Source organism: Billgrantia sulfidoxydans (genome assembly GCF_017868775.1).
Classification (GTDB): Bacteria; Pseudomonadota; Gammaproteobacteria; order Pseudomonadales; family Halomonadaceae; genus Halomonas; species Halomonas sulfidoxydans.
Window position 1 is genome coordinate 1,709,220 of record NZ_CP053381.1, and the last position, 22,875, is coordinate 1,732,094.

The 22,875-nt window shown below is 56.6% G+C and carries 24 protein-coding genes; 15 read left to right on the top strand and 9 right to left on the bottom strand.

Going from position 1 to position 22,875, the window contains the following annotated elements:
* Nucleotide 1: 1 nt before the first annotated feature.
* The 4 genes from HNO51_RS07975 to HNO51_RS07990 all read right to left on the bottom strand — a co-directional run bounded on the left by HNO51_RS07975 (nt 2) and on the right by HNO51_RS07990 (nt 3,657).
* Complete coding sequence (locus tag HNO51_RS07975) at nt 2–760, bottom strand: DUF3307 domain-containing protein (RefSeq protein WP_197450533.1); 759 nt, start codon at nt 758–760, stop codon at nt 2–4.
* Nucleotides 757–1,398, bottom strand: coding sequence for a helix-turn-helix domain-containing protein (locus HNO51_RS07980; protein WP_197450534.1), 642 nt, complete (start codon nt 1,396–1,398; stop codon nt 757–759). Before HNO51_RS07980 ends, HNO51_RS07975 begins: the two co-directional genes overlap by 4 nt.
* 222 nt (nt 1,399–1,620) lie before the next feature.
* Nucleotides 1,621–2,799 carry a vWA domain-containing protein gene (locus HNO51_RS07985; RefSeq protein ID WP_209538890.1) on the bottom strand — a complete coding sequence of 393 codons (1,179 nt, stop codon included), beginning with the start codon at nt 2,797–2,799 and terminating at the stop codon, nt 1,621–1,623.
* A 3-nt stretch (nt 2,800–2,802) separates the two neighbouring features.
* Entirely contained in the window at nt 2,803–3,657 is an 855-nt protein-coding gene (locus HNO51_RS07990; RefSeq protein ID WP_197450536.1) for an AAA family ATPase, read from the bottom strand.
* A 123-nt stretch (nt 3,658–3,780) separates the two neighbouring features.
* Between HNO51_RS07990 and HNO51_RS07995 the strand changes: the two genes are divergently transcribed.
* Complete coding sequence (locus HNO51_RS07995; protein WP_197450537.1) at nt 3,781–4,626, top strand: sterol desaturase family protein; 846 nt, start codon at nt 3,781–3,783, stop codon at nt 4,624–4,626.
* Here the strand turns inward: HNO51_RS07995 and HNO51_RS08000 are convergent.
* Complete coding sequence (locus tag HNO51_RS08000; RefSeq protein WP_209538891.1) at nt 4,623–5,507, bottom strand: NAD(P)-dependent oxidoreductase; 885 nt, start codon at nt 5,505–5,507, stop codon at nt 4,623–4,625. The genes HNO51_RS07995 and HNO51_RS08000 overlap by 4 nt on opposite strands.
* A gap of 222 nt (nt 5,508–5,729) precedes the next feature.
* On the opposite strand from HNO51_RS08000, the gene HNO51_RS08005 reads away from it, so the two are divergent.
* Genes HNO51_RS08005 through HNO51_RS08015 form a run of 3 tightly spaced genes read left to right on the top strand, consistent with a single transcriptional unit; the run spans nt 5,730 to nt 9,242 of the window.
* Entirely contained in the window at nt 5,730–6,275 is a 546-nt protein-coding gene (locus HNO51_RS08005; protein WP_172976073.1) for a TnsA endonuclease N-terminal domain-containing protein, read from the top strand.
* Nucleotides 6,276–6,279: 4 nt separating this feature from the next.
* Nucleotides 6,280–8,232: a Mu transposase C-terminal domain-containing protein gene (locus HNO51_RS08010; RefSeq protein WP_209538892.1), complete on the top strand. Its 1,953-nt coding sequence runs from the start codon at nt 6,280–6,282 to the stop codon at nt 8,230–8,232.
* Complete coding sequence (locus HNO51_RS08015; protein ID WP_152484056.1) at nt 8,232–9,242, top strand: TniB family NTP-binding protein; 1,011 nt, start codon at nt 8,232–8,234, stop codon at nt 9,240–9,242. Before HNO51_RS08010 ends, HNO51_RS08015 begins: the two co-directional genes overlap by 1 nt.
* A 177-nt stretch (nt 9,243–9,419) precedes the next feature.
* Here HNO51_RS08015 and HNO51_RS08020 read toward each other — a convergent pair whose 3' ends face one another.
* The 4 genes from HNO51_RS08020 to HNO51_RS08035 form a co-directional block, all read right to left on the bottom strand.
* Nucleotides 9,420–9,860: a DUF411 domain-containing protein gene (locus tag HNO51_RS08020; RefSeq protein WP_152484055.1), complete on the bottom strand. Its 441-nt coding sequence runs from the start codon at nt 9,858–9,860 to the stop codon at nt 9,420–9,422.
* Nucleotides 9,857–10,009 (bottom strand): hypothetical protein, encoded by a 153-nt coding sequence (locus tag HNO51_RS08025; RefSeq protein WP_023007307.1) that lies wholly within the window; start codon nt 10,007–10,009, stop codon nt 9,857–9,859. Before HNO51_RS08025 ends, HNO51_RS08020 begins: the two co-directional genes overlap by 4 nt.
* 78 nt (nt 10,010–10,087) lie before the next feature.
* On the bottom strand, nt 10,088–10,390 hold the full coding sequence (locus HNO51_RS08030; RefSeq protein WP_209538893.1) for a hypothetical protein: 303 nt from the start codon (nt 10,388–10,390) through the stop codon (nt 10,088–10,090).
* A 119-nt stretch (nt 10,391–10,509) separates the two neighbouring features.
* The gene (locus tag HNO51_RS08035) at nt 10,510–11,058 is read right to left on the bottom strand and encodes a Spy/CpxP family protein refolding chaperone (protein WP_209538894.1); all 549 of its coding nucleotides are present in this window, start codon (nt 11,056–11,058) and stop codon (nt 10,510–10,512) included.
* A gap of 215 nt (nt 11,059–11,273) precedes the next feature.
* On the opposite strand from HNO51_RS08035, the gene HNO51_RS08040 reads away from it, so the two are divergent.
* The 11 genes from HNO51_RS08040 (at nt 11,274) to HNO51_RS08090 (ending at nt 22,854) form a co-directional block, all read left to right on the top strand.
* Nucleotides 11,274–11,774, top strand: a complete 501-nt coding sequence (locus tag HNO51_RS08040) for a cupredoxin domain-containing protein (protein WP_209538895.1) — start codon at nt 11,274–11,276, stop codon at nt 11,772–11,774.
* Between the two features lie 9 nt (nt 11,775–11,783).
* On the top strand, nt 11,784–12,449 hold the full coding sequence (locus HNO51_RS08045) for a response regulator (RefSeq protein WP_209538896.1): 666 nt from the start codon (nt 11,784–11,786) through the stop codon (nt 12,447–12,449).
* Nucleotides 12,450–12,471: 22 nt separating this feature from the next.
* Nucleotides 12,472–13,764, top strand: a complete 1,293-nt coding sequence (locus tag HNO51_RS08050; protein ID WP_242597223.1) for an ATP-binding protein — start codon at nt 12,472–12,474, stop codon at nt 13,762–13,764.
* A 72-nt stretch (nt 13,765–13,836) separates the two neighbouring features.
* On the top strand, nt 13,837–15,648 hold the full coding sequence (locus HNO51_RS08055; protein ID WP_209538898.1) for a copper resistance system multicopper oxidase: 1,812 nt from the start codon (nt 13,837–13,839) through the stop codon (nt 15,646–15,648).
* Between the two features lie 9 nt (nt 15,649–15,657).
* A complete protein-coding gene (locus tag HNO51_RS08060) occupies nt 15,658–16,428 on the top strand; it encodes a copper resistance protein B (protein ID WP_209538899.1) in 771 nt (256 codons plus the stop codon).
* A 130-nt stretch (nt 16,429–16,558) separates the two neighbouring features.
* Nucleotides 16,559–16,978, top strand: a complete 420-nt coding sequence (locus HNO51_RS08065) for a hypothetical protein (RefSeq protein ID WP_209538900.1) — start codon at nt 16,559–16,561, stop codon at nt 16,976–16,978.
* A gap of 171 nt (nt 16,979–17,149) precedes the next feature.
* Nucleotides 17,150–18,316, top strand: coding sequence for a DcaP family trimeric outer membrane transporter (locus HNO51_RS08070; protein WP_209538901.1), 1,167 nt, complete (start codon nt 17,150–17,152; stop codon nt 18,314–18,316).
* 661 nt (nt 18,317–18,977) lie between these two features.
* A complete protein-coding gene (locus HNO51_RS08075; RefSeq protein ID WP_209538902.1) occupies nt 18,978–20,234 on the top strand; it encodes an ISL3 family transposase in 1,257 nt (418 codons plus the stop codon).
* A 102-nt stretch (nt 20,235–20,336) separates the two neighbouring features.
* On the top strand, nt 20,337–20,753 hold the full coding sequence (locus tag HNO51_RS08080; protein WP_143004405.1) for a hypothetical protein: 417 nt from the start codon (nt 20,337–20,339) through the stop codon (nt 20,751–20,753).
* 225 nt (nt 20,754–20,978) lie between these two features.
* Nucleotides 20,979–21,392 carry a hypothetical protein gene (locus HNO51_RS08085; RefSeq protein ID WP_143004406.1) on the top strand — a complete coding sequence of 138 codons (414 nt, stop codon included), beginning with the start codon at nt 20,979–20,981 and terminating at the stop codon, nt 21,390–21,392.
* 157 nt (nt 21,393–21,549) lie between these two features.
* On the top strand, nt 21,550–22,854 hold the full coding sequence (locus tag HNO51_RS08090) for a TolC family protein (RefSeq protein WP_242597224.1): 1,305 nt from the start codon (nt 21,550–21,552) through the stop codon (nt 22,852–22,854).
* Nucleotides 22,855–22,875: the final 21 nt, after the last annotated feature.

Consider the following 22,875-nt stretch of genomic DNA (forward strand, 5'->3'; position numbering starts at 1 on the left):
CTCAGCTCCCCTGTACCACCAGCCGTATCAGCAGGCCGAGCACCATCGCGGTCGAGACGCTGAGCAAGGTGCCCATCAGCACGTACTCGGTCAGCTTGCGATCCTGGGCGCCGCGCAGTTCGCCGAAGCGCAGCACCGACTTGGCGGCCAGCAGGAAGCCGATGGCGGTCAACTGATCGAGCAGTACCAGGGTCAGCACCAGCACGCGCTCGGCCATGCCGATACGTGCGCCGGCAGCGATGAGCGTGCCCGGATTGTCGATCTGCGCGCTCCAGCGTTGTATCACCAGGGCAATGACGATCGACAGCGGGCGAGTGACGAGCAGGTAGGCAACGACGATGCCGAGCACCCGGGGCGTGAACAGCCAGTGCCAGAATGCAAGCAGCGGCTGCCAGTGGCCCAGCCAGGCCAGCCACACGCCCAGCAGCACCAGCAGATGCAATGCCTGGTCGAGCATGAACCAGCGCAGCCTCGTCGGCGACAGGTAGGCCTTGCCGAGATCGATCATGGCATGACTCACGGCGATCGCTGCCGCGCCACCCAGGACCACGCCCCAGGACGCAGCGGTAGCGCGGCTCAGGGTGGCCGCGCCCAGCACCGCCAGGGCCAAACCGCCATGGAGTGCCGCGTGCAGGTAGAGCTGGGGGGAGCGCACCTTGCGCACCAGGCGAGCCTCGACCCAGCGGCTCGGCTGCAAGGCGAAGTCGCCGAGCAGATGGACCAGCACCAGCCCCAGCAGCAGCGAGAGATCGGCATTCATCGTGAGTCGTCCTTGAAGCGTTGGCCGAGGTGGCGAAGGTAGTCCTCGAGCAGTGCCCAGCGCGCGGCGCGTAGCCGCTTGTGCACGCTGGGCTGGCTAATGCCGAGCCGCTTGGCGAGCGCCTGTTGGGATTCCTCGTGCCACAGGCTGAGATAGACGGCCTCGGCGGCGTAGCGCGACCAGCCGTCGATCAGGTCGTCGACGAAGCGGGTCAACAGCGCCAGGCACTCGCTGCCGTCCTCCTCGACCAGGCTGAGACACAGGTGCGAGGTGCCTTCGCTCATGGCATCCAGCGTCTGGCCGGAGCGCACGAACACCTCGCCGCTGGCCTCGGTGACCCGCTGTTCGGGTTGCCAGCGATCCTTGCCGATGGCGACCGCGATACGCGCATCCCAGCGCTGGCGCTCCTCCGAGTGGCGAATCAGGGCTGCGCGCAGCAGCACCGCGGCGGGCAGGGCTGCCGCCGGGTCGGGCAAGGCGATCTGGAACCCATCGCCACGATACCGCTCGCCTTGGCCACCGTAGCGCTCGGTGATCGACTCGAGGGCGGTATCGAGTATCTTGAAGAGCCGCTTGGGGTCGCTGGCCTTGCGCGAATCGACCAGATCGCCCGTGAGTACGGCGATGCGCTGCGCCATGAGCATGTTCTACGCGTCGGTGATGTCAGGATAATAGCCTTTGAAGGCTATTTTTCAAGCTAATAACCAAATAGGGCTATAGCGAGTCTATCCGCTAGAACCTCCGGCCCGGCCGGATAGCGTGGATGTCATGTTAAAACTGTATGAAAATACAGTATAGGGGTGGGCTTGGTGTGGGGCAAGCGATCCTGAGCCGAATCGCTCCTGCTCGCGGCGCCTGGGTCAGCGCGCCAGGTCGCGCATGGCATTCTCCAGGCCCTCCAGGGTCATGGGATACATGCGGTCGTCGATCAACTGACGGATCAGCTGGGTGGAGTGGGTATACTCCCAGGCTCGCGGCGGCATGGGGTTGAGCCAGGCCAGGCGGGGGAACTTGTCGGCCAGGCGCTTCAGCCATACGGCACCGGCCTCCTCGTTGAAGTGCTCCACGCTGCCGCCGGGGTGGGTCACCTCGTAGGGTGACATGGCGGCATCGCCGACGATCACCACCTGGTAATCGCGGCCGTAGGTATGCAGCACGTCCATGGTGGGGATGCGCTCGCTGGTGCGCCGATAGTTGCTGCGCCAGACCCCTTCGTACAAGCAGTTGTGGAAGTAGTAGTGCTCCAGATGCTTGAACTCCGAGCGGGCGGCGGAGAACAGCTCCTCGCAGACGCGAATGTGATCGTCCATGGAGCCGCCCACGTCGAGGAACAGCAGCACCTTCACCGCGTTGTGGCGCTCCGGGCGCATGCGCACATTGAGCAGGCCGGCGTCGCGGGCGGTGTCGCGGATGGTGGCGTCGACGTCGAACTCCTCGGCCGCACCCTGGCGGGCGAACTTGCGCAGCCGGCGCAGCGCCATCTTGATGTTGCGCGTGCCGAGCTCGAGGGAGTCGTCGTAGTCGCGGAAGCGACGCTCGTCCCACACCTTGATTGCCCGGCGGTGGCGCGAGCCCTCCTGGCCGATGCGAATGCCTTCGGGGTTGTAGCCGTAGGCGCCGAAGGGGCTGGTGCCGCCGGTGCCGATCCACTTGTTGCCCCCGGCGTGACGCTCCTTCTGCTCCTCGAGGCGCTGCTTGAAGGTTTCGATCAGCTTCTCGAGCCCGCCCAGCGATTCGATCTGGGCCTTCTCCTCCTCGGAGAGCTGCTTTTCGAACTCACGGCGCAGCCAGTCGTCCGGGATCAGCGCCTCGATGGCGGCGTCCAGGTTCTCCAGGCCATCGAACCAGGCGGCGAAGGCGCGATCGAAGCGGTCGAAGTGGCGCTCGTCCTTGACCATCACGGTGCGCGCCACCTGGTAGAACGCCTCCATGTCGGCGAATACCACGCCGCGCTCGACCACCGCATGCAGGTCGAGCAGCTCGCGCAGCGATACCGGCACGCCGGCGCGCTTCAAGGTCTCGAACAGGCCGATGAACATGGCTCAGCGCCTCTGGTTGCCTTGACGACGCATCATGAACGCCAGCCGTTCGAGCAACTGGGTATCCTGCTCGTTCTTCACCAGCGCACCGGCGAGCGGCGGGATCGCCTTCACCGGGTCGCGATGGTAGAGCGCCTCACGGGCCAGCTCGTCGGCCATCAGCAGCTTCAGCCAGTCGACCAGCTCAGAGGTGGAGGGCTTCTTCTTCAGCCCCGGCGCCTGGCGCAGGTCGAAGAACACCTCCAGCGCCTGGCTGACCAGCTTCGGCGCGATATCGGGGAAGTGCACGTCGACGATGGCGGCCATGGTCTCGCGGTCGGGGAACTCGATGTAGTGGAAGAAGCAGCGGCGCAGGAAGGCGTCGGGCAGCTCCTTCTCGTTGTTCGAGGTGATGACGATGATCGGCCGATGCTTGGCGGAGATGGTCTCGCCGGTCTCGTAGACGTGGAATTCCATGCGATCCAGCTCCTGGAGCAGGTCGTTGGGGAATTCGATGTCGGCCTTGTCGATCTCGTCGATCAGCAGCACCACGCGCTCGTCGGCGGTGAAGGCTTCCCACAGCTTGCCGGGCTTGATGTAGTTCTCGACATTTTCCACGCCCTCGACGCCGAGCTGGGAGTCGCGAAGGCGGCTCACCGCGTCATACTCGTAGAGGCCCTGGGCCGCCTTGGTGGTGGACTTGATGTGCCAGGTGATCAGTTGAGTGCCCAGCGAGTTCGCCAGCTCCTCGGCCAGCAGGGTCTTGCCGGTGCCCGGCTCGCCCTTGATCAGCAGCGGTCGCTCCAGGGTCACGGCGGCATTCACCGCCTGCTTCAAGGCATCGGTAGCCACGTAGGTAGAGGTCGAATCGAAAGCCATGGTCATGCCTCGGCGTAGCATCGTGTAGGGGAGAGTCAAACAAGTGTACGGAAGGGTGGAGCAAGGGACAAATCCCGCTCGGAAGCGATACCATCAGGGCAGGAATACGCCGGAGCCATGATCATGAGCGAGATACTACTGCTTCACGAACCGCTCATCCGCCTTGGCATCTTCCTGCCGGTGCTCGCGGCCATGGCGCTGTGGGAGTTCCGCGCCGCGCGCCGTGAGCAGCGAATACGGCGCTGGCAGCGCTGGCCCGGCAACCTGTCGATCCTGGTGCTGGATACGCTGGCCGTGCGTCTGCTCTTTCCCCTGGCGGCGGTGGGAGCCGCCCTGGTGGCCGCCGAGCACGGCTGGGGGCTGTTCCATCTGCTCTCGGCGCCGCTGTGGCTGGCGCTGCCGCTCTCGCTGCTGCTGCTGGACGCGGCGATCTATTTCCAGCATCGACTGTTCCATGCCGTGCCCTGGCTGTGGCGCCTGCACCGCATGCACCACGCGGATCTCGAGTTCGACGTGACCACCGGTCTGCGTTTCCATCCGCTGGAGATCCTTGTCTCGATGGGCATCAAGATCGCCGTGGTAATGCTATTGGGGGCACCGGCCGTGGCGGTGCTGATCTTCGAGGTGCTGCTCAATGCCACTTCCATGTTCAATCACGGCAACGTGCGCCTGCCCGAGTGGCTCGACCGCCGGCTGCGCCTCATCGTGGTGACGCCCGACATGCATCGCGTTCATCACTCCATCGTGCGCCGCGAAACCGATAGCAACTTCGGCTTCAACCTGCCCTGGTGGGACCGGCTGTTCGGCACCTACCGCGACCAGCCCGCTGCCGGGCACCTCGGCATGACGCTCGGCATCGACGCGTTCCGCGACCCCCGCGAGCTGAGGCTGGACCGCATGCTGATCCAGCCCCTGCTGAATCCCAGGCCGCCTGCCGCGCAGCGCGGCGGGCAGGAGCCGCAGGGTTAGTCTTTCTTCCGGCGGTATGTTTCCACCAGCGTCGCCGGGTCGTGCTCGGCGTGGCCATGATTGACATGGGCGCGCATCAACTGGGCCGCAAGACCGCTCATGGGCGTGGCGCTACCGGCGCGCTGGCTCTGGGCCAGCGCCAGGTCGAGATCCTTGAGCAGGGTGCGCAGGTGCCAGGCCGGGCTGTCGAACTCGCTCGCCGCCATGCGCGGAACGAGGATCCGGAACGGCTTGGAATCGGCGAAGCCGCCGGCCAGCGCCTCGGTCAGGCGGCTGGCGTCCACACCGCTGGCCTCGGCCAGGGCCACCATCTCGGCGATCACCGCCGCCTGGCAGCCGACGATCATCTGGTTGCACACCTTGGTGACCTGGCCGGCGCCCACCGGGCCCATGTGCGTGACCCGCGCCGAGAGCGGGGCGAGCAGGGGGCGTACGGCGTCGACGTCCGCCTCCGCGCCGCCGCACATGATCGCCAGGCTGCCGGCCTCGGCCCCCGCCACGCCGCCGGAAACCGGTGCATCGACCCAGCGCATGCCACACTCCTGTTCCAGCCGCTCGGCAAAGCGGCGCGTTGCCGCCGGGTCGCTGCTGGAGAGGTCGACCAGGCGCTGGCCCGCGAGGCCATGCGCCGCTACGCCGCCCTCGCCGAACACCACCTCTTCCACCACGGCGGTATTGGCCAGGCACAGCATCACCACGTCCACGCCCGCCATCAACTCGCCGATGGAGCCGGCAAGCGTGGCGCCGGCCTCGCGCAGCGGCTCGGCCTTGGCCGGGGTGCGGTTCCACACCGTGACGGCAACGCCGGCCTGCAGCAGGCGGCGCGTCATGGGGTCGCCCATCAGGCCGATGCCGATGAAGCCGAGGCGGGGCTGTGTCATGTCGTTCTCCAGTGCGGCGAGGATGAGTGGCTTAGCATGCTGTCGTTTGCACCATAAATCTGCATAGATTCCCAGATAGTTTGCATAATTTGCAGGATAAGCCTGCATAGCCTAGCTTGCTTTGTAACCTTACCCACATGGTAGCAAGCTATGTACAGGCGTCGCCTCAAGCATTCCCGCGTCAAGAATTTGTACAAGTTCGCTAGCCCTAAGATGAATAGGGTGCTAACTGTTGAGTCCTCACTAGAATTTGATGCATGTTTTCATTTCGAGTATACACCCTCTATAAGCTCCTATGAGGCACAACCTGAAGGCTTCTACTATTCATTTGGCGACAAAAAACTACCTTATACTCCAGATTTTCTAATTTTCGATAAATCTCGTGGTTCTAGTTTCATTGAGGTGAAACCATATGCTGAGCTCGAGAATGAAGATTTCAAGGAAAAATTTATCTGTCGCCAAAAAAGTGCCATGGAAAATGGTATTCCACTATTGCTGGTAACAGATAATCAAATCAGAGTAAACCCAGTCTTGTGCAATCTTAAACTCCTCCATCGATATTCCGGGTTAAAGACGCTAACACCACTTCACCTGATGTTGCTGGACATCGTTAGGAAGAGTGGGAAGGTGCGAGTACGAGATTTGGTGCATGAAACGGGGGAGCCAAGCAGTGCTGTACTTACATCTGTAATTTCATGGTTGGCAATTGGTGAGATGAGTAGTGATCTCTCAGTGGCTAAGTTAGGGGTTGACTCGGTCGTGTGGTGATGATGTGGACGATTATGGTCATGATCTCGGGCTGGATCTATTTGAAGATGAATTCATAGAACCTTGCAAGCCTGAAACTAAATCAGCTGCCGCCAAGCATTCCCATAATGATGCTTTTTTTCGTGAAATTTGTGTTCCCGAATCCAGTGATGGAGGTGGCAGGCCTCTTGATACATATCCTGATAAACTTCGAGATGAAGCACTAAGACGTTTAACATATATACAGTATTTTAAAAAAAGAATCAGTGGTGGTTGGACGGAGAAGAACCTCAAGCCATTACTAGGCGGCGCTGAGATCTTACAAACTCTAGATGGTCCAGTTCCAAGCTGGAGAACACTGGCTGGCTGGCATAGCGCATATAAAAATAATGGATTTTCAGTGGAGGCTCTAATCCCAAAGCACCATAAGAAAGGAAATAGGAAGAACAAGATGGAAGATGATGGTCACTATTTTTGGCGAGCAATGAGTGAGAAATATATGCGTAAGGAAAGGCCGTCTATAAGGTTTGCTTACGTGTATTATTGTGATCTAATTAATCTTGCAAATAGAGGTGTGATCTCCGGGAAGCTGAACCCGATGAGTCAGACAGCATTTTATCATAGAGTATCTAATATTCCGCCTTATGATGTCGATTTGGCAAGATATGGTAAGCGATACGCGGATCGAAAATATAAACCTGTAGGTGCACATGTTCAGCCTACTAGAGTGCTAGAAAGGGTTGAGGTTGATCACACCGCTCTAGATCTTATGCTGTTGGATGATGAATTGTTGGTCGTGTTGGGAAGACCATATATAACGGCATTGATTGACTCATATAGCAAATGCCTAGTTGGCTTTTATATTGGTTATAAAGAACCCGGCTATGACTCGGTTCGAAAGGCCCTTATTAACGCTATGCTGAGCAAGGGGTATGTGAAGAAAACGTATCCAATGGTTAACTGTGATTGGCCATGTGAAGGGAAGATTGAAGCTCTGGTAGTGGATAATGGCGCCGAGTTTTGGAGTAAGAGTCTTGAATTGGCATGTCAATCGGTTGTAAGTGATATTCAATATAATCCCGTTGGGCGCCCATGGCTAAAGCCTTTGGTTGAAAGATTTTTTGGGCAGATTAACCAAAATTTCCTGATTTCAATGCCAGGTAAAACATTTTCCGGTATTGACCAGTTGGAAGATTATAATCCGGAAAAAGATGCTGTCATGCGATTTTCCACTTTTATGGAGCTTTTTCATAAGTGGGTTGTGGATGTGTATCACCAAGACTCCAATAGCCGTAAAGACAGCGTTCCAATTATCTCATGGGAACAAGGAGTTAAGGAATTCCCTCCTATAATTTATCGCGATGATGATGAGTTCCGAGTCAAGATGGAATTGGCCCCCACGATTGATCGTGTGTTGGGTAAAGATGGAGTGAGGTTTGCATGCTTGAGATACTCAAGCGTTGAGCTTGATGCTGTCAGGAAGCTGACTCCTAATTCTGGTAAAAGCCGTGGTGTTAAGGTTAAAGTAAAGATTGATCCTGATGACCTTTCTAAGTTGTATGTATATCTCCCCGGTGAAGATGGGTACGTTATAGCTAATGCTGTAGATCCTGATGATTACACTGTGGGGTTGTCGTTATTTCAGCATCAAACAAATCGGAGGTTTCAGCGAAGGTTCATCCATTCCCAAGTAGATAGGGTGGGGTTATCTGAATCCAGGTTGTATATCGAGGGGCGTATAAGAGATGAGGTCGAACTCCTTAAGAGCGGCCCGAAGAACAAAAAATCCGTTAGTGGAATGAAGAAGTTGGCCAGATATAAAAATATTGGTAGTGATGGGGCTTCTTCGGTATGTTCTGAGAATGAGAGTAACGCTAAAAAAATCCCAGAAGAAAATGTTAGTGAAAATAATGGTTCGAGTAGTAATTCGATACTTGATGAGTGGGAGTCGAATGTGTCCGGTTGGGATCCATACTGATGTTTGAGCTTGAACCAAATGATAGGGAAAGGCTGAAAAGTTTCATTGATTGCTTTGTGGAGCACCCAGTTCTCACGACGGTTCTTCAAGATTTTGATCGGCTGAGAGCTTATCGTAAATTAGGCGGTGAGCCACAGTGCATGCTGCTTATCGGTGATACAGGGTCAGGTAAAACTCATCTGATCAATCATTACAAATCTAGGGTTGATGTGCGCCGAGAAGGTGATGTTTTAATTAAGCCATTATTGGTAAGTCGTATCCCCAGTAAGCTTAATCTCGAACAGATGATGATTCAGATGCTCAGCGATCTTGGGCAATTTGGTAGTGAGTATCGCCGTGGTAGAAGTCGTGATATTGGTTTGACGGAATCATTGATCAAGGCGTTGAGACGCTGTAAAACAGAGTTAATAATAATAAACGAGTTTCAAGAGATTCTCGAGTTCAAGTCGGCTCGTGATAGGCAGGTCATTGCCAATCGATTAAAGATGATCAGCGAGGAGTCACAGATCCCTATCGTTTTGGTTGGGATGCCATGGGCTGCACAAATTGCTGAAGAGCCACAATGGTCTTCCCGCCTAATTTGCCGTAGAGTTATTCCATATTTCAAATTGTCAAATGGACCAGAAGAGTTTGTAAGATTTCTTAAGGGGTTGGCGGTCAGGATGCCTTTCGATACGCCGCCAAGATTGGAAGATAAAAATATAGCATTACCCCTTTTTTCTTATAGCCGGGGGGAGGTCCGGCGTCTAAAAGCATTGCTTAATGAGGCTGTTACTATTGCAATGGTCGAAGGTGCTGATTCACTTGATTTGGCGCACCTTGTCAAGGCATACCAAGTCATGTTTCCCGGCCAGAATAATCCATTCAAAGAAAAACCAGAAAGCCTTCTGTTTAGTGAGGTTTCAAGATATTCAGATTATAATCCTCTTGCAGTATCAGAGGAAGAAGCCTTTGTTCCGACTCAGTTTATTGACTCTCTGAGTCTAAATGAAATATTGAAGAAGTCCTGATTAAAATATTGGTTTCCTGAAAATCATTCGAAACCCATGAAAGCATCTAGGTTGTAGATATAGAGTTCTCCCTTAGGTAGTTGATTAATCGTTTATTTATTGAATGGCTTGTTGAAGCCACGGATCTGAAGAAAAAGCTCCGACTTGAGTCGGAGCTTAATCAGTCTGACCTAGTTTTCAGAGCGTCATGAAAGACTTGGACTCCCCGTCGCGGAATTGGTAGACGTTCCAGTCTTCCTGCTTTGGGCCCGGCATCCCGGGGGTCCCGATAGGCATGCCGGCCAGGCCGATGCCATCGGTGTCCGGACGCTCCTCGAATAGTTTCTCCATCGCCACGAAGGGAACATGCCCCTCGATCACGTATTCACCCATCTCGATGGTGTGGCAGGCGCCGAGCCCGTAGGGCAGGCCGACGCGCTCCTTGACCTTGCCCAGCTCCACGTCATCGACGATGGTCACGCTGACACCGCGCTCCTCAAGCTGGCGGGCGTACTCGTCGCAGCAGCCGCACTGGGGATTCTTGTAGAGGGTGGCCTCGGTCGGCGATGCGGCCTGGGTGGTGCCGGCGCCCAACAGCAGCGCGGTGGAGAAAAAGAGGGTGGGGGCAAAGCGGTTCATGAGCGGTTCTCCTGGGTGTGACGGGAAACGAACAGGTATTTGACGAGGGCGGCAATGCCTAGGCCAAGCAAAAGCGTGACCGTCAGCGGCATCAGCCATCCCATCCAGCTCATTGAGTCCATGAAGGCGAAGCATTCGTTGCTGAACATAACAAGACTCCTGACGAACGTGCAGATAAATCCGGTGGCAGGCCGATGGCCAGCATCACCGAGGCGTTGGATGCACGGTCAGGGTCTGGGAGGTTCGCGCGGGGGCGGGGCGATGAATTCGACCTTGGCCGGTCCGGCGGTGTCGGCCAGGGTGTCGGGGGTGGCAGGAATGACGAGAAGCGTCGCCGCCAGGGCCGCGCAGCCGGCGCATTCAGGATCGGCGTGATCGAACAACTCGACCTCAGCCGTGCTGCAGTCAGCGGCGCAGCTCTCCTTGGCCGCCTGGCCGGCCAGGCTGGTCACCGACAGCAGCACCACGAGCAGCAATGCCAGCAAGCGTCCTCCACGTGTGCGGTGCTGTGATACGGTCGGTGCGGTCATGGTGATTCCCTCGACTTCCTTGCGTCATTCTGTGCCAGTCATCCGGTTGACCACCTTGACCCAGCGCAATATGGAGCGAGATGGCTGAGCGATGCCCGCCAGGCGGCGGGCATCGGGTATCACTGCGGGTTGTTGTCGGAGGAAGGGTCCTGCTTCAGCTGCTCGCGCTGCTCATCGTTCAGCAGGTCCTGCATCCGATTACGCATGCGCACCTTGTCCGCCATCATCTCGCCCTGGAGGGTGGCCATCTGACCATGGAGTGCCTGGACTTCCTCCGGATCAGGACGCTCCGCCTGCATCAGCAGCATCATGTCGTCACGCAGGTTCATCATCTCGCCCATGCGTTCGAAGTGGGCGGAACGTTGTTCCCTGCGCATCTCGCGCAGGGAACTCAGCTGCTCCTCGTCGAGCATTTCGGCCATGCCGCCCATGTTCGCCATCATCGGACATGGCATCATTCCGCCTTGACCGCCCATCATCATGCCAGGGCCCATGCCGCCTTGGCCGCCCATCATCATGCCGGGGCCCATACCGCCCTGACCGCCCATCATGCCGCCTTGTTGCATGCCCTGACCCTGTTGCATACCTTGCGCAGAGGCGGCACCGCTGGTGACGACACCCATGCTGGCGGCCAGGGCGATGGCGAGAAGCTGCTTGTGCTTGATCATGTGCTGTACTCTCATCTTGCTGATGGTAGAGAAATCGCCTTACCCACCCCGGGAAGGCAGTCATGGCTTCAGTTCAGTTATGAGCTTACAACCTATGGGTGGGCCCAATGTCAAGGTGTGATGTGGATTGACACTATTTTTTGCTTTGTTCAGCTTGTCTTCAGGTTTGTGCGTTACAAGTGAACTCCCCTGACTCAACTAAAAGAGGGCATATCATGCGCAAGACTCTACTGACCCTAGCACTCGGCCTCGCTACGACAGCTGCTTTTGCAGCAGGTGAGCACGGCGGTTCACATTCATCAGTGAACAATGCTGAGGTCGATCGCACCATCCGCGTCGAGGCGGGTGACATGTGGTTCGACTCGGAGAAGCTCAACATTGCTCCCGGCGAAACAATCAAGTTCGAAATTGTTAATACTGGTAACGTGGAGCACGAATTCGTCATCGGTGATGCCGAGGCTCAGGAAGCACATCGCAAGATGATGCAGGAGATGGGGGGTAGCCATGGCGGTGGTGGTAGCCATGGTGGTCACGGAGGCCATGACATGGCCGAAGGCGAGCATGGTGGCAACATGCCGTCAGTGACCATCGCTCCGGGTGACACCGCAGAGCTTGTATGGACTGCCCCCCAGAATGTGGACGGGCTGGAGTACGCCTGCAACATTCCGGGCCATTATGAGGCCGGCATGTCCGGGAATATCGATTTACAGGGGTAAGCTTTTCACATGAAACTGTTGCTTCTGGAAGATGACGACCTTCTCGCAGAGAGTCTGGCCGAAAGTCTGAAAGACAACGGTTACCGGGTTGACTTGGCCACTTCGCTGAAAGTGGCCAGGTCACTTATGGCAACCGAGCACTATGAACTGGTAGTCCTCGACCTCGGTCTTCCAGATGGCTCGGGGCTGGATTTGCTCAAGAAGTGGCGTAAGGATGGATACGACCTTCCTGTTCTGATTCTGACGGCTCGAGATACATGGGAAGATAAGGTCGTAGGTCTTGAAGAAGGTGCTGATGATTACTTGACAAAGCCCTTTCATGAGCCTGAGCTAATAGCCAGGATTAGAGCACTACTTCGCAGGAAGTTTGGCAGTACGTCGCATGAGCTTTCTCTCAATGGTATTACGTTGGATGAGGCAAGCCGATCTGTCAGCGTCAATGGGGGAGCTTGGCAGTCATTGACCGGAACTGAATTTGCCCTTATGCGCTATTTTATGCATCATCCTGATCGAGTGCTTTCTAAAGAACGCCTCCTCCAGCAACTTTACGCATTGGATCAAGATGCGGCGACGCCTAATATTATTGAAGTGTACATTGCCAGATTGCGACGTCATGTAGGGAAATCGTCGATACAGACTCGGCGCGGGCAGGGGTATGTCTTTGTTACGAATTGACCCACGGAGCCTGCGAATCCGCTTGCTGGGTTGGCTCTCTGGTATTGCCATCATCGTGACCGGAGCCACATGGCTGCTGCATGGTATCTTGCTTCAAGACCTGGCGCGCGATTTTCTCGGAGAGCGCCTGAAACGAGAAGCCGACCATGCGATTGAACAAGTCCAAAAGGATCATATTGCTACCCCCATCGTGCTGGATTCCGCCAGCCGTGGTTTTCAAGCCTTTCACCACTTGTACGTTCTACGCTTAGGAAGCGATATCTCCTCTTCAGACCCACGTTGGGTGAAGGCACTGGACTTTTTGTTGGATGACACCAGTGATGATCTCGTGGAAGTCAGGGATGGTGAGCAACATTTATTGGTATATCGGCGGTCTTTCTCTTTGGAGGAAGAGCGTGGGGTGCTTCTTGTTGGTGAAGATTTTTCTCAGGTAGAAGCGGGGCTGCATGAGCTTCACTGGTGGGTAGCGGCTATTGCGGCAGTTCTGTTACTGCTCCTGGTGCTGCTGAATATTCTGGCGGTCAATCGAGGCTTGATACCTCTCTCACGCCTACGGGATCAACTTGGAGAACTTCGAACTGGAGATCGAGAGCGTCTATCCTTGGATGTTCCCTCTGAGCTAGATAGCTTCGTCATTCAGCTCAACCGATTCATGGATGAGATCGATAGTCGTTTGCAACGATCTCGCGACTCGGTAGCAAACCTGTCTCACGCACTCAAGACGCCGCTCGCGGCGGTGACCCAGGTGCTGCGAGGGACGCGTCCTATTGATGATACTCGTCGCCAGAAGCTGGTGCAGCGTCTCGAGGAGATTCACGCCCAACTGGATGCAGAACTTAGGCGGTCAAGGATTGCGGGACCAAACGCGGGGCGTATGTCTGATCTCCATCGTGATTGCACAAGGTTGACCGAGATGTTTCGAGGTCTTTACCCAAACATTAATTTCACCATGAGCTTGCCGGGGGAATTTGAGAAACGTGTACCCATCGAATCTCAGGACTTTTCCGAAATGCTAGGGATTGTGCTTGACAATGCCGGCAAGTGGGCCAGTAGCAAAGTGGACAGTCGCATTGTGCTCGATGATGTCCTCAGGATTACCGTTGAGGATGACGGTCCTGGTGTTCCAGTAGATGACCTGCCTCGCCTTGGCCAGCGCGGCCGGCGGCTGGATGAAAGTCATCCTGGGTATGGCCTTGGCTTGTCTATTCTGTGGCAACTCATGACGCGCTATGCCGGGAAAGTGAGGTTTGAGCCCAGTGCACTGGGGGGCTTGTGCGTGAGGATGGAGGTGCCCATCAAGGAATCTACCGATTAATTGCGCATTTTCAGGCCTGTTTCAGGTTCGTCAGTCAAACTGGCTCGCGTCAAACATGGACGGGAGTCACACATGGCAAACTCGCGCGTCATCACGCACCCGATGTCACGTCGTCAGATCCTCAAAGGCGGTGCGGCGCTTGGCCTTGGGTCGGCAGCGGCCCTTAGCCTACGTCCTAGCTGGGCCAACCCCTGGGGTCAGACCAATGTCTATTCCAAGGGAGTCGAAGAGGGGCCGGAGGTGTCGCTGGCCATCCGCCGCGAATCGATCCTGATCGACGGCAAGGAGGCACGCCCGATCAGCATCAACGGCACCAGCCCCGGGCCGATGATCCGGCTCAAGGAAGGCCAGGACGCCGTGCTGCGGGTCACCAACCTGCTCGACGAGCCCACGTCCATCCACTGGCATGGCCTGATCCTGCCGCCTGGGATGGATGGCGTACCGGGAGTGAGCTTTCCCGGCATCGCGCCGGGCGAGACCTTCACCTACCGTTTCCCCGTTCGCCAGAACGGTACCTACTGGTATCACAGCCACTCCGGCCTGCAGGAGCAGCTCGGCCATGCTGGCCCGCTGATCATCGATGCCGCCGGACGCGAGCCCTTCCGCTACGACCGTGAGCATGTGCTGCTGCTCACCGACTGGACCTTCGAGGACCCCATGTCGGTGTTCCGTAACCTGAAGACCGCCGAGGGCTACTACAACTTCCAGGAGCGCACCATCGCCGACTTCTTCGCCGACGTGCGTGAGGAAGGCTTTGCTGCCACCGCCGAGATGCGTGGTATGTGGGCGAAGATGCGCATGAGCTCTCGCGACATCGCCGACGTCACCGGCAGCACCTACACCTACCTGCTCAATGGTCATTCCCCCGAAGAGAACTGGACGGCGTTGTTCCAGGCCGGTGAGCGGGTCCGCCTGCGGGTGATCAACGGCTCGGCGATGTCCTACTTCGATGTGCGTATTCCCGGATTGAAGATGACCGTGGTGGCAGCCGACGGTCAGCCGGTGCAGCCGGTACCGGTCGACGAGTTCCGGATAGGGGTGGCCGAGACCTACGACGTGCTGGTCGCCCCCGAGGACGACACGGCCTATACGATCTTCGCCGAGGCAATGGATCGCAGCGGTTACGCCCGCGCCACCCTTGCGCCGCGCGAGGGCATGGCCGCCGAGATCCCCGAGCGACGCAAGATTGCCGACCGCGGCATGGAGGCCATGGGGGCCCACGGCATGGAGGGCATGGACCACTCCGGGATGGGCGGCTCAGACATGCAGGGCATGGATCATTCCGGCATGAACGGCTCGGACATGCAGGGCCTGGATCACTCCAGCATGCAGGGCATGGACCATTCCAACATGCAGGGCATGTCGAATGAGCGCAGCAGGATCAATGCCAACGGCATGTTGGCGGCGGGGGCGGCCCAGCCGGGATCCCGCTACGACCAGGCCGGCATCGGCATCGACCCGGAGGCGCGACGCATGCTGGTCTACCGGGACCTCAAGGCCTTCACTCCCTGGCCGGACCGCCGTGAACCGGAGCGGGAACTGGAACTGCACCTCACCGGCAACATGGAACGCTACATGTGGTCCTTTGACGGCAAGAAGTTCAGCGAGGTGACCGGCCCCATCCGCTTCAACAAGGACGAGCGCCTGCGCCTGATCCTGGTCAACGACACCATGATGGAGCACCCCATCCACCTGCATGGCATGTGGATGGAGCTGGAGAACGGCCAGGGCGAGCTCATTCCTCGCAAGCACACCCTGAACGTCAAGCCCGGGGAGCGCGTCTCGGCGCTGATCACCGCCGATGCCGAGGGCAGCTGGGCCTTCCACTGCCACCTGCTCTACCACATGGATGCCGGCATGTTCCGGGTCGTCAAGGTTTCGTAAGGAGAAGGCATGAATAACAGAATCCCACTGACCGCCGCCGGTGTCCTGCTGGCCACGACAGCGTTTTCCGTCGCCCAGGCAGAGGACGGCTACGATGCTCCGGCCGGCTGGCCGTCACCGGTTGTGGAACACAATATGGGCATGGCACTGTTCGACCGGCTCGAGTACGTCGTGCCCGACAAGGGGGAAGAGGCCGTGGTTTGGGACTTCGAGGCCTGGTACGGCGGCGACGTCAACCGTGTCTACCTGAAGTCCGAGGGCGAGAACGTCCAGGGCGATGGCGAGGACGCCGAGTTCGAATCCCTGGAGCTTCTCTATAGCCGGTTGATCGCTGACTTCTGGGAGCTGCAGGGTGGCGTGGGCTACCAGGGCGGGGTCTTCTCGGACGATCATCCCGAGCGTTCCTATGGCGTGATTGGCCTCCTAGGTACCATGCCTTATGTCTTCGAGGTTGATGCTGCTCTGCAGGTCAGCGACGAAGGCGACGTCTCGGCCAGTTTCGAGGGTGAGTACGACCTGCGTCTGACCCAGCGCCTCTACCTTCAGCCACGCACCGAGATCGCCGTTGCCGCCAGCGAGGTCGAGGAGTTCGGCGTTGGCAAAGGCCTCAACGCCGTCCGCGCAGGATTGCGGCTGCGTTACGAGATAACCAGGCGCTTCGCGCCCTATGTCGGCGCCTACTGGGAAAAGCAGTATGGCGATACGGCCGATCTTACCCGGGCCAGCGGTGGTGCGACCGAAGACACCGGCGTCGTGGCGGGAGTGAGGCTGATGTTCTGACCCTAGTTGTGTTTTTGATGCGGGCGCCACCGAAAGGTGGCGTTTTTTCACAATTCACGATTGGATTTTCAGTTCTATTTCAAGTTGTATCGCTACCATGAGAGTGTCATCAACCAAGGAGGATGCTCTCATGAAGCTCAAGATCGTCACTTTAGGGATCGCAGTGGCAAGTGTACTTTCAATGCCGACTATGGCCGCTATGGGGGGCTCCGCTCCTCAGGAATTACCGGTGCTGGATAGAGGCATTTCCTCCACGCAGATTCTGGCGAACGGACATCCGAAACGCTTCCAGATCAATATCGATCAACCTACCACGCTGAGGGTAACCAGCGAGCAATTCCCCGGCGTATCGGGCTCAGGCGTCCGGATCATGGCCACGCTGTATGACGATTCCGGTCGTCGTGTGGCGGAAGCATCCAGTCCGCGAGGTCACTTCCAGCTCTCACGCCAGCTGCAACCAGGTGCATACGAGGTGGAAGTCTCAGGATGGTCGTATACCCAAAATGCGGATAATCTCAGCAATCGGTATCAGCTACACGTCGCCTATTGATTCCCCTTGTCAGTCATGATGTGAACCAGAAGGGCCAGCCGTGAGCTGGCCTTTTTTTATAGAAGACTGGTATCTCGTCACGGAATATTCAGCGTAGATTCAGAATCATTTGCTAATTTAATGGTGTCGTAAGCGGCGTCAATTACAAGCTATAGACATTGAGGTGTCATCATGTGGAATAACAAGAAGGCTCCCTTGATCAATATGACGGCCATAGCCTTGGCAATCGGATCGACGTCTGCGTCGGCCCTGGAAACCGAAGTGGGAGAGACCACTGTAGGGCTTTATGGTTACGCCAGGCTGAATATGGCCTATAACTTCGATCGGGATGCCGGATCGGCAAACGAAGGTTATTTTGGAGAAGTCGAAAGGTCGGAAGGTAAGGTCGGTGATCAGTTTCAGATATCCGCCACCCAGAGCCGCATTGGCTTTCGAACCAGCACGCCTGTCGATGGAAGCATGCTTGACACCGTTATCGAGGGGGACTTCTGGTCCTACAACGATGACAATCCTCGATTCAGATTACGGCATGCCTATGGGTCATGGAATGGCATCCTTGCTGGGCAGACTTGGTCGAATTACACCACCTTTGTCGCTTCCACGCCCACACTGGATTTCTTTGGAACGGCGGGTGGCAATGGCTATGGATCTCGCGTAGCTCAACTTCGCTACACAATGGGCCATCTCTCGATGGCCGTCGAAGACCCTAAAGCTCAGTTGGCCGAAAATATAGATGGCTCCGTGCCAGGAGGGGCTTCGCTACCGGACAATGACGATGCCGTATCATCGATTCCTGCGTTGAGCCTGCGCTATGAAGATAGTATAGGGGACTTTTCCTATTCCCTTGCAGGTATCGCGCGACAGCTGAAATACGATACTGGAAGCGAAAAGGACACGAAAATGGGTTATGGGGCATTTGCTGGCGGCTCTTACGGTATTGGGCCAGTGACTTTGAGAGGAATTGTACACGCCAGCGAAGGTGCCAACAGCTACCTCTACCTGTCTGGCGATTTCTTCAACGGTGCCGATGCCTATGTCGATACCGACGGTAAGCTGCAAACGCTATCGGGCAATGGTGCGGCGGCAGGCGTCTCATTACAACTCTCACCAAAGTATAGCCTTAATGCTTCTTACGGCTATACCGATGTCGATCTTGGTGATACCTCAGTGCAGGGGAATGCCGGTAGAAAAAACCAGAATGCTTTTGTCAACGTTATGTGGACACCCAGTGAGCGCTTGATGTATGGCATCGAGTACGGCTACTTCGAAACGGAGCTGGCCGATGGCCGTGAAGAAGACGCGAGCCGTGTGATGGTGGCTGCCCAATATAGTTTCTAGGATGGATGAGCTAGTAGCATAGCAGAGAAGCTGTTTTGATCCATTGGCTTGGGTGTATGCCCAAGCCTTTTTTTGGTGCGCCAGGCATGGCGCGTTAAAGACATGACCGAGATTGGTTTTTATGGGTCCTATTAAGGGTGAATCCAGATGTGTGGCGCTCTCTGATGCTGTCATCCAACAGGAAAGGAGAATTGTTTTGAAATTCAAGCTCGCACTCGCTGTTGTAGTTATTGGGGTAGCCACCACCCCGTGGATCGCAAGTTTCGGCCACTCGAGGCGTAGGAAGTACTACTCAAGGAGAGAGCGACATCTAGCGGCATATTGTCTGGTGGATTCCCTCATGAATACGTATTATCACGCCTCATTCATGGGGCGGGCTGGTGGGATCGTCTGTTCGGCACCTACCGGGGCCAGCCTGCCGCCGGCCATCTCGGCATGACGATTGGCATCGAGGAATTCAGGGAACCGCGGGACCTGCAGCTAGACCGTATGCTGCTCCAGTCCTTCGTGAACCCTCACCAGGACGGGAAGCGACAGCGCCTTTGAGGTCGCTGCTCTTTCGTTCCTGCCAACCAGAAAATACGGCTCTTCGTCGTTGGGTGTGGAATTCGCCCCCTGAGCTGGGCCAGGATATGGCCTCCACGACGACAGGAGGCATGGCATGGACGGCACCCAGATTCTGACCCTCGGCCTGGGCCTGGAAGCGCCCTGGATCCTCAAGGACCAGCACCTGGATACCGCCGTGTCACCCCACCGGCTGGACCTCTACGTCGAGGCCGAGCGGGGCAGCCTCTACCCCTGTCCTGACTGCGGCAAGGCCTGCCCGGCTCACGACTTCGCCGACAAGACCTGGCGGCATCTGAACTTCTTCCAGCACCACTGCTACCTGCATGCTCGCGTGCCGCGTACCAAGTGCCCGGTGCATGGCGTCAAGCGTATCGAGGTCCCTTGGGCGCGGCCGGGCAGCGACTTCACCCTGCTGTTCGAGCAAGCCGCCATGTCGTTGGTCAAGGAGATGCCGGTGCTGGCCGTCTCCCGGCAGCTGGAGATCTCCGACAAGCGGCTGTGGCGCATCGTGCATCACTACGTCGGTCGGATGCTGGGGGAGCTGGACCTGTCCAAGGTGGCCACCGTCGGTGTTGATGAAACCGCCTCCCGGCGCGGCCAGCGCTATGTGACGGTGTTCCTCGATATGCAGCGCAAGCAGGAGCCGGTGATCTTCGCCGTCCCCGGCCACGGCAAGGACACCATCAAGGCCTTCAGCGCCTTCCTGGCGGCTCATGGCGGCGATCCGGACAACGTGGCCGAGGTCGTCTGTGACATGTCACAGGCCTTCCTGAGCGGCGTGGCCGAGCATCTTCCCAGGGCCGAGGTCACGGTCGACTGGTTTCATATCGTGCAGACCTTCACCAAGCGGCTGGACGAGGTACGCAAGAAGGAGCGCCGGGAGCAGGGACACCCCAAGTCGCTGCGCTGGGCCCTGCTGAAGAGCCTGGAAAACGAGAACCTGACGCCCAAGCAGCTGGCGGCGCTCCAGGAACTGGTGGCTGACCAGAGCGCCACGTCCGACGCCTGGGTGATCAAGGAGAAGCTGCGCTGGATCCAGAAGGCCCCGACACCGCGAGCGGCCCGGTGGCGTATCACGAACTACCTCAAGGTCATGAAGGCGGCGGTCTCGGAGAAGCCACTGCTGAAGCCCATGGGAAAAGCTCTGGAGACGCTGGAGCGGCACACCGACGCGGTGGTCAGGCGCTGGATCTCGGGGCTGACGAACGCGCGACTGGAAGGGATGAACGGCTTGTTCCAGGCGGCTTGGTCACGCGCACGCGGCTACCGGAACGAGGCCAACTTCATCGCCATGATCTACCTGATTGGTAGCCCAGTGGGCCGCCTGTTCGATCAGGCCAAATCCACGTGAAGAGACGAAGAACCTTTTTTTTACCCTTCACCTACGTATATTCAGCTCTATTTCAAGTTGCACCACTATCATGACAGTGTCACCAAAACGGAGAGACCTCTCATGAAGTTCAAGACAATTACTTTTGGAATGGCAGTGGCAAGCATGTTTTCAATGCCTGTCCTCGCCAATATGGGAGCCAGTGTCCAGGAGATGCCGGTTTTGGAAAGAGGAGTATCTCCTACACAGATCCTGGCTAATGGACACCCGAAACGCTTCCAGATTAAGATTGACCAGCCCACGACGCTGAGAGTCTCAAGTGAACACTTTGCGGGAGTGTCGAGTCAGGGTAATCAGATCAAAGCGATATTATATGATGATGCCGGTAACCGTGTAGCGGAAGCATCCAGCCCTCGAGGTCACTTTCAGCTCAACAGACAGCTGCAACCTGGGAGTTATCAAATTGAAGTGTCAGGATCATCACTGGGAGGCAATGCTGAGAGTGATCGTAACCGGTATGAGCTTCATACTGCATACTGAATGAAGTAGTCGGGGCAGATTTTTTTCATCATAGTGGCCAGCCTTGAGCTGGCCTTTTTTATTACAGACCAATCATGGGTAATTTTTTGGGGAACCACAAATGATGTTGGCAATGCAAGTGAACAGTTATGACCTGTGTCATGGTTTTTAAGTCTACCTGTTAAGCCTGGGTTCAGGTAGGAGGGGTAGTCTAGCCCTGTCATCAAACAGAAATGGAGAGTTGACATGAAAATCAAATTTGCACTTGCCGCCGCCATTATTAGCATCGTTGCTACTCCGGCATTTGCGAGCTTTGGTCATACTGAATCCCAAGGCAGGCAGCTGACGGAGGGGATTACGTCTGGTGGGATTTTGACCAGCGGCTTCCCACATGAATATGCACTTTCGTTAAACGAAAGTTCGGAGGTGAAAATTGCCAGTGATCACTTTCCAGGATCATCAAGTCTTACACTTGGGATGAAGGCAAAGTTGATGAATGATTCAGGGAAAACTATTGCGGAAGTAGATTCATTCAATGGAGACTTCACGATTGATGAAAAGCTCGAGAAAGGCGAATATCGCCTGATGGTATCAGGTGATAGTGGTGGGCTTGGTGATAGTGATATGCACCAGTACAGTCTGCATGTAGACATTCAGTGATGCGCGGTGGTTGGCCAGCTAATGCTGGCCAACCAGCGTCCCAGTAAGATTTTGGTTTTCCGAATAGATTTCCAGTCATGGTGTATTATGGCTGAGTATTTAATTTAGTTATGATGATGTTTTGCTGTGTGGCATAACCTTTTCGTGGAGATCTGCTGTGATCAAGGCTGCATTATTACTCACCGGTGTCTTGGGTGTCGCCTGGATGCCAGCTATTGCTGTTGCCGGAAGTGAAGCGGACAGTTTGCAAAAAGCGATACAGATAGCCATTGATCAAGACCCTTGGTTAACCGGAAGTATGTCCACTGAAGCCGCCCTTGAGAACGAGGCCATTGCATCGGCCCAGCTACCTGATCCCCAGATTTCATTGAAAGCGGGAAATCTGCCGGTTGATACCTTTGACTTGAATCAAGAAGGTATGACCCAGTTCAGCGTAGGAATCAGTCAGAAATTTCCCAGAGGAGATAGCCTGGCGCTTGCCAAGCAACAAAAGCAGCAGATTGCGGCCCAACAGCCGATGTTGCGGCAGGATAGGGAAGCCAGAGTCGAGGCTACGGTCAGCCAGCTTTGGCTGGAGGCCACTCGAGCTCAGCTGAGCATCGAGCGGATAGAGCGTGATCGTAGCTTGTTTGAGCAGCTAGCTGATGTCGCCGAGGTGAGTTATTCGTCCGCCTTTGGAATGACCCGCCAAGACGATGTGATTCGTGCTCAGTTGGAGTTGACTCGCCTGGAGGACCGGTTGACCGATCTCAGGCAGCAACAGGAGGCCGTTGAACGACAGCTATCTGAATGGCTGGGGAGCGACGCGATAATGCCGGTAGTGGCGGATTTCCCCGGGCTGGAATTGGAAGAACCTAAGCTTTTCACTGCCGTTGAGCGTCCCAATCGTCAGGCATGGTATGAGCGGGTGAGGTATCACCCTGCCGTGCTGGCAGTCGATAAGTCGATTGATGCCATGGAAATTGGAGTCGATGCAGCGAGGCAGCAGTACAAGCCAGAATGGGGTGTGTCGGCTCAGTATGGCTACCGCGAAGACGACCCCATGGGTGGGAGCCGAGCGGATTTGTTCTCCGTCGGCGTCACATTCGACGTGCCTATCTTTACGGAAAATCGACAGGACAAGCGAGTGGCGGCGGCTGCCTCTCGCCATGAATCAGTGCAATATCAAAGGGAAAGCTTGATACGTGAACTGATTGCCAGGCTAGAAACAAATTGGGCTAAGTTGTCGCGGCTTGATGAAAGGCTTGCACTGTATGGGAATCGCTTGTTGCCAGAGCTGAGCGAACAGGCCGCAGCTTCCCTGAATGCCTATAACAATGACGATGGTGATTTTGCAGAAGCCGTGCGGGCACGAATTGATGAAACCAATGCGAGTGTGGAGCTCATAGGCCTGAAAGCCCAACGACTCAAGGTGATCTCGGATATCAACTACCTGCTGTCCCAAGGCACGTCCGCACGCTAACTCACGACTTATCGAGCCTGA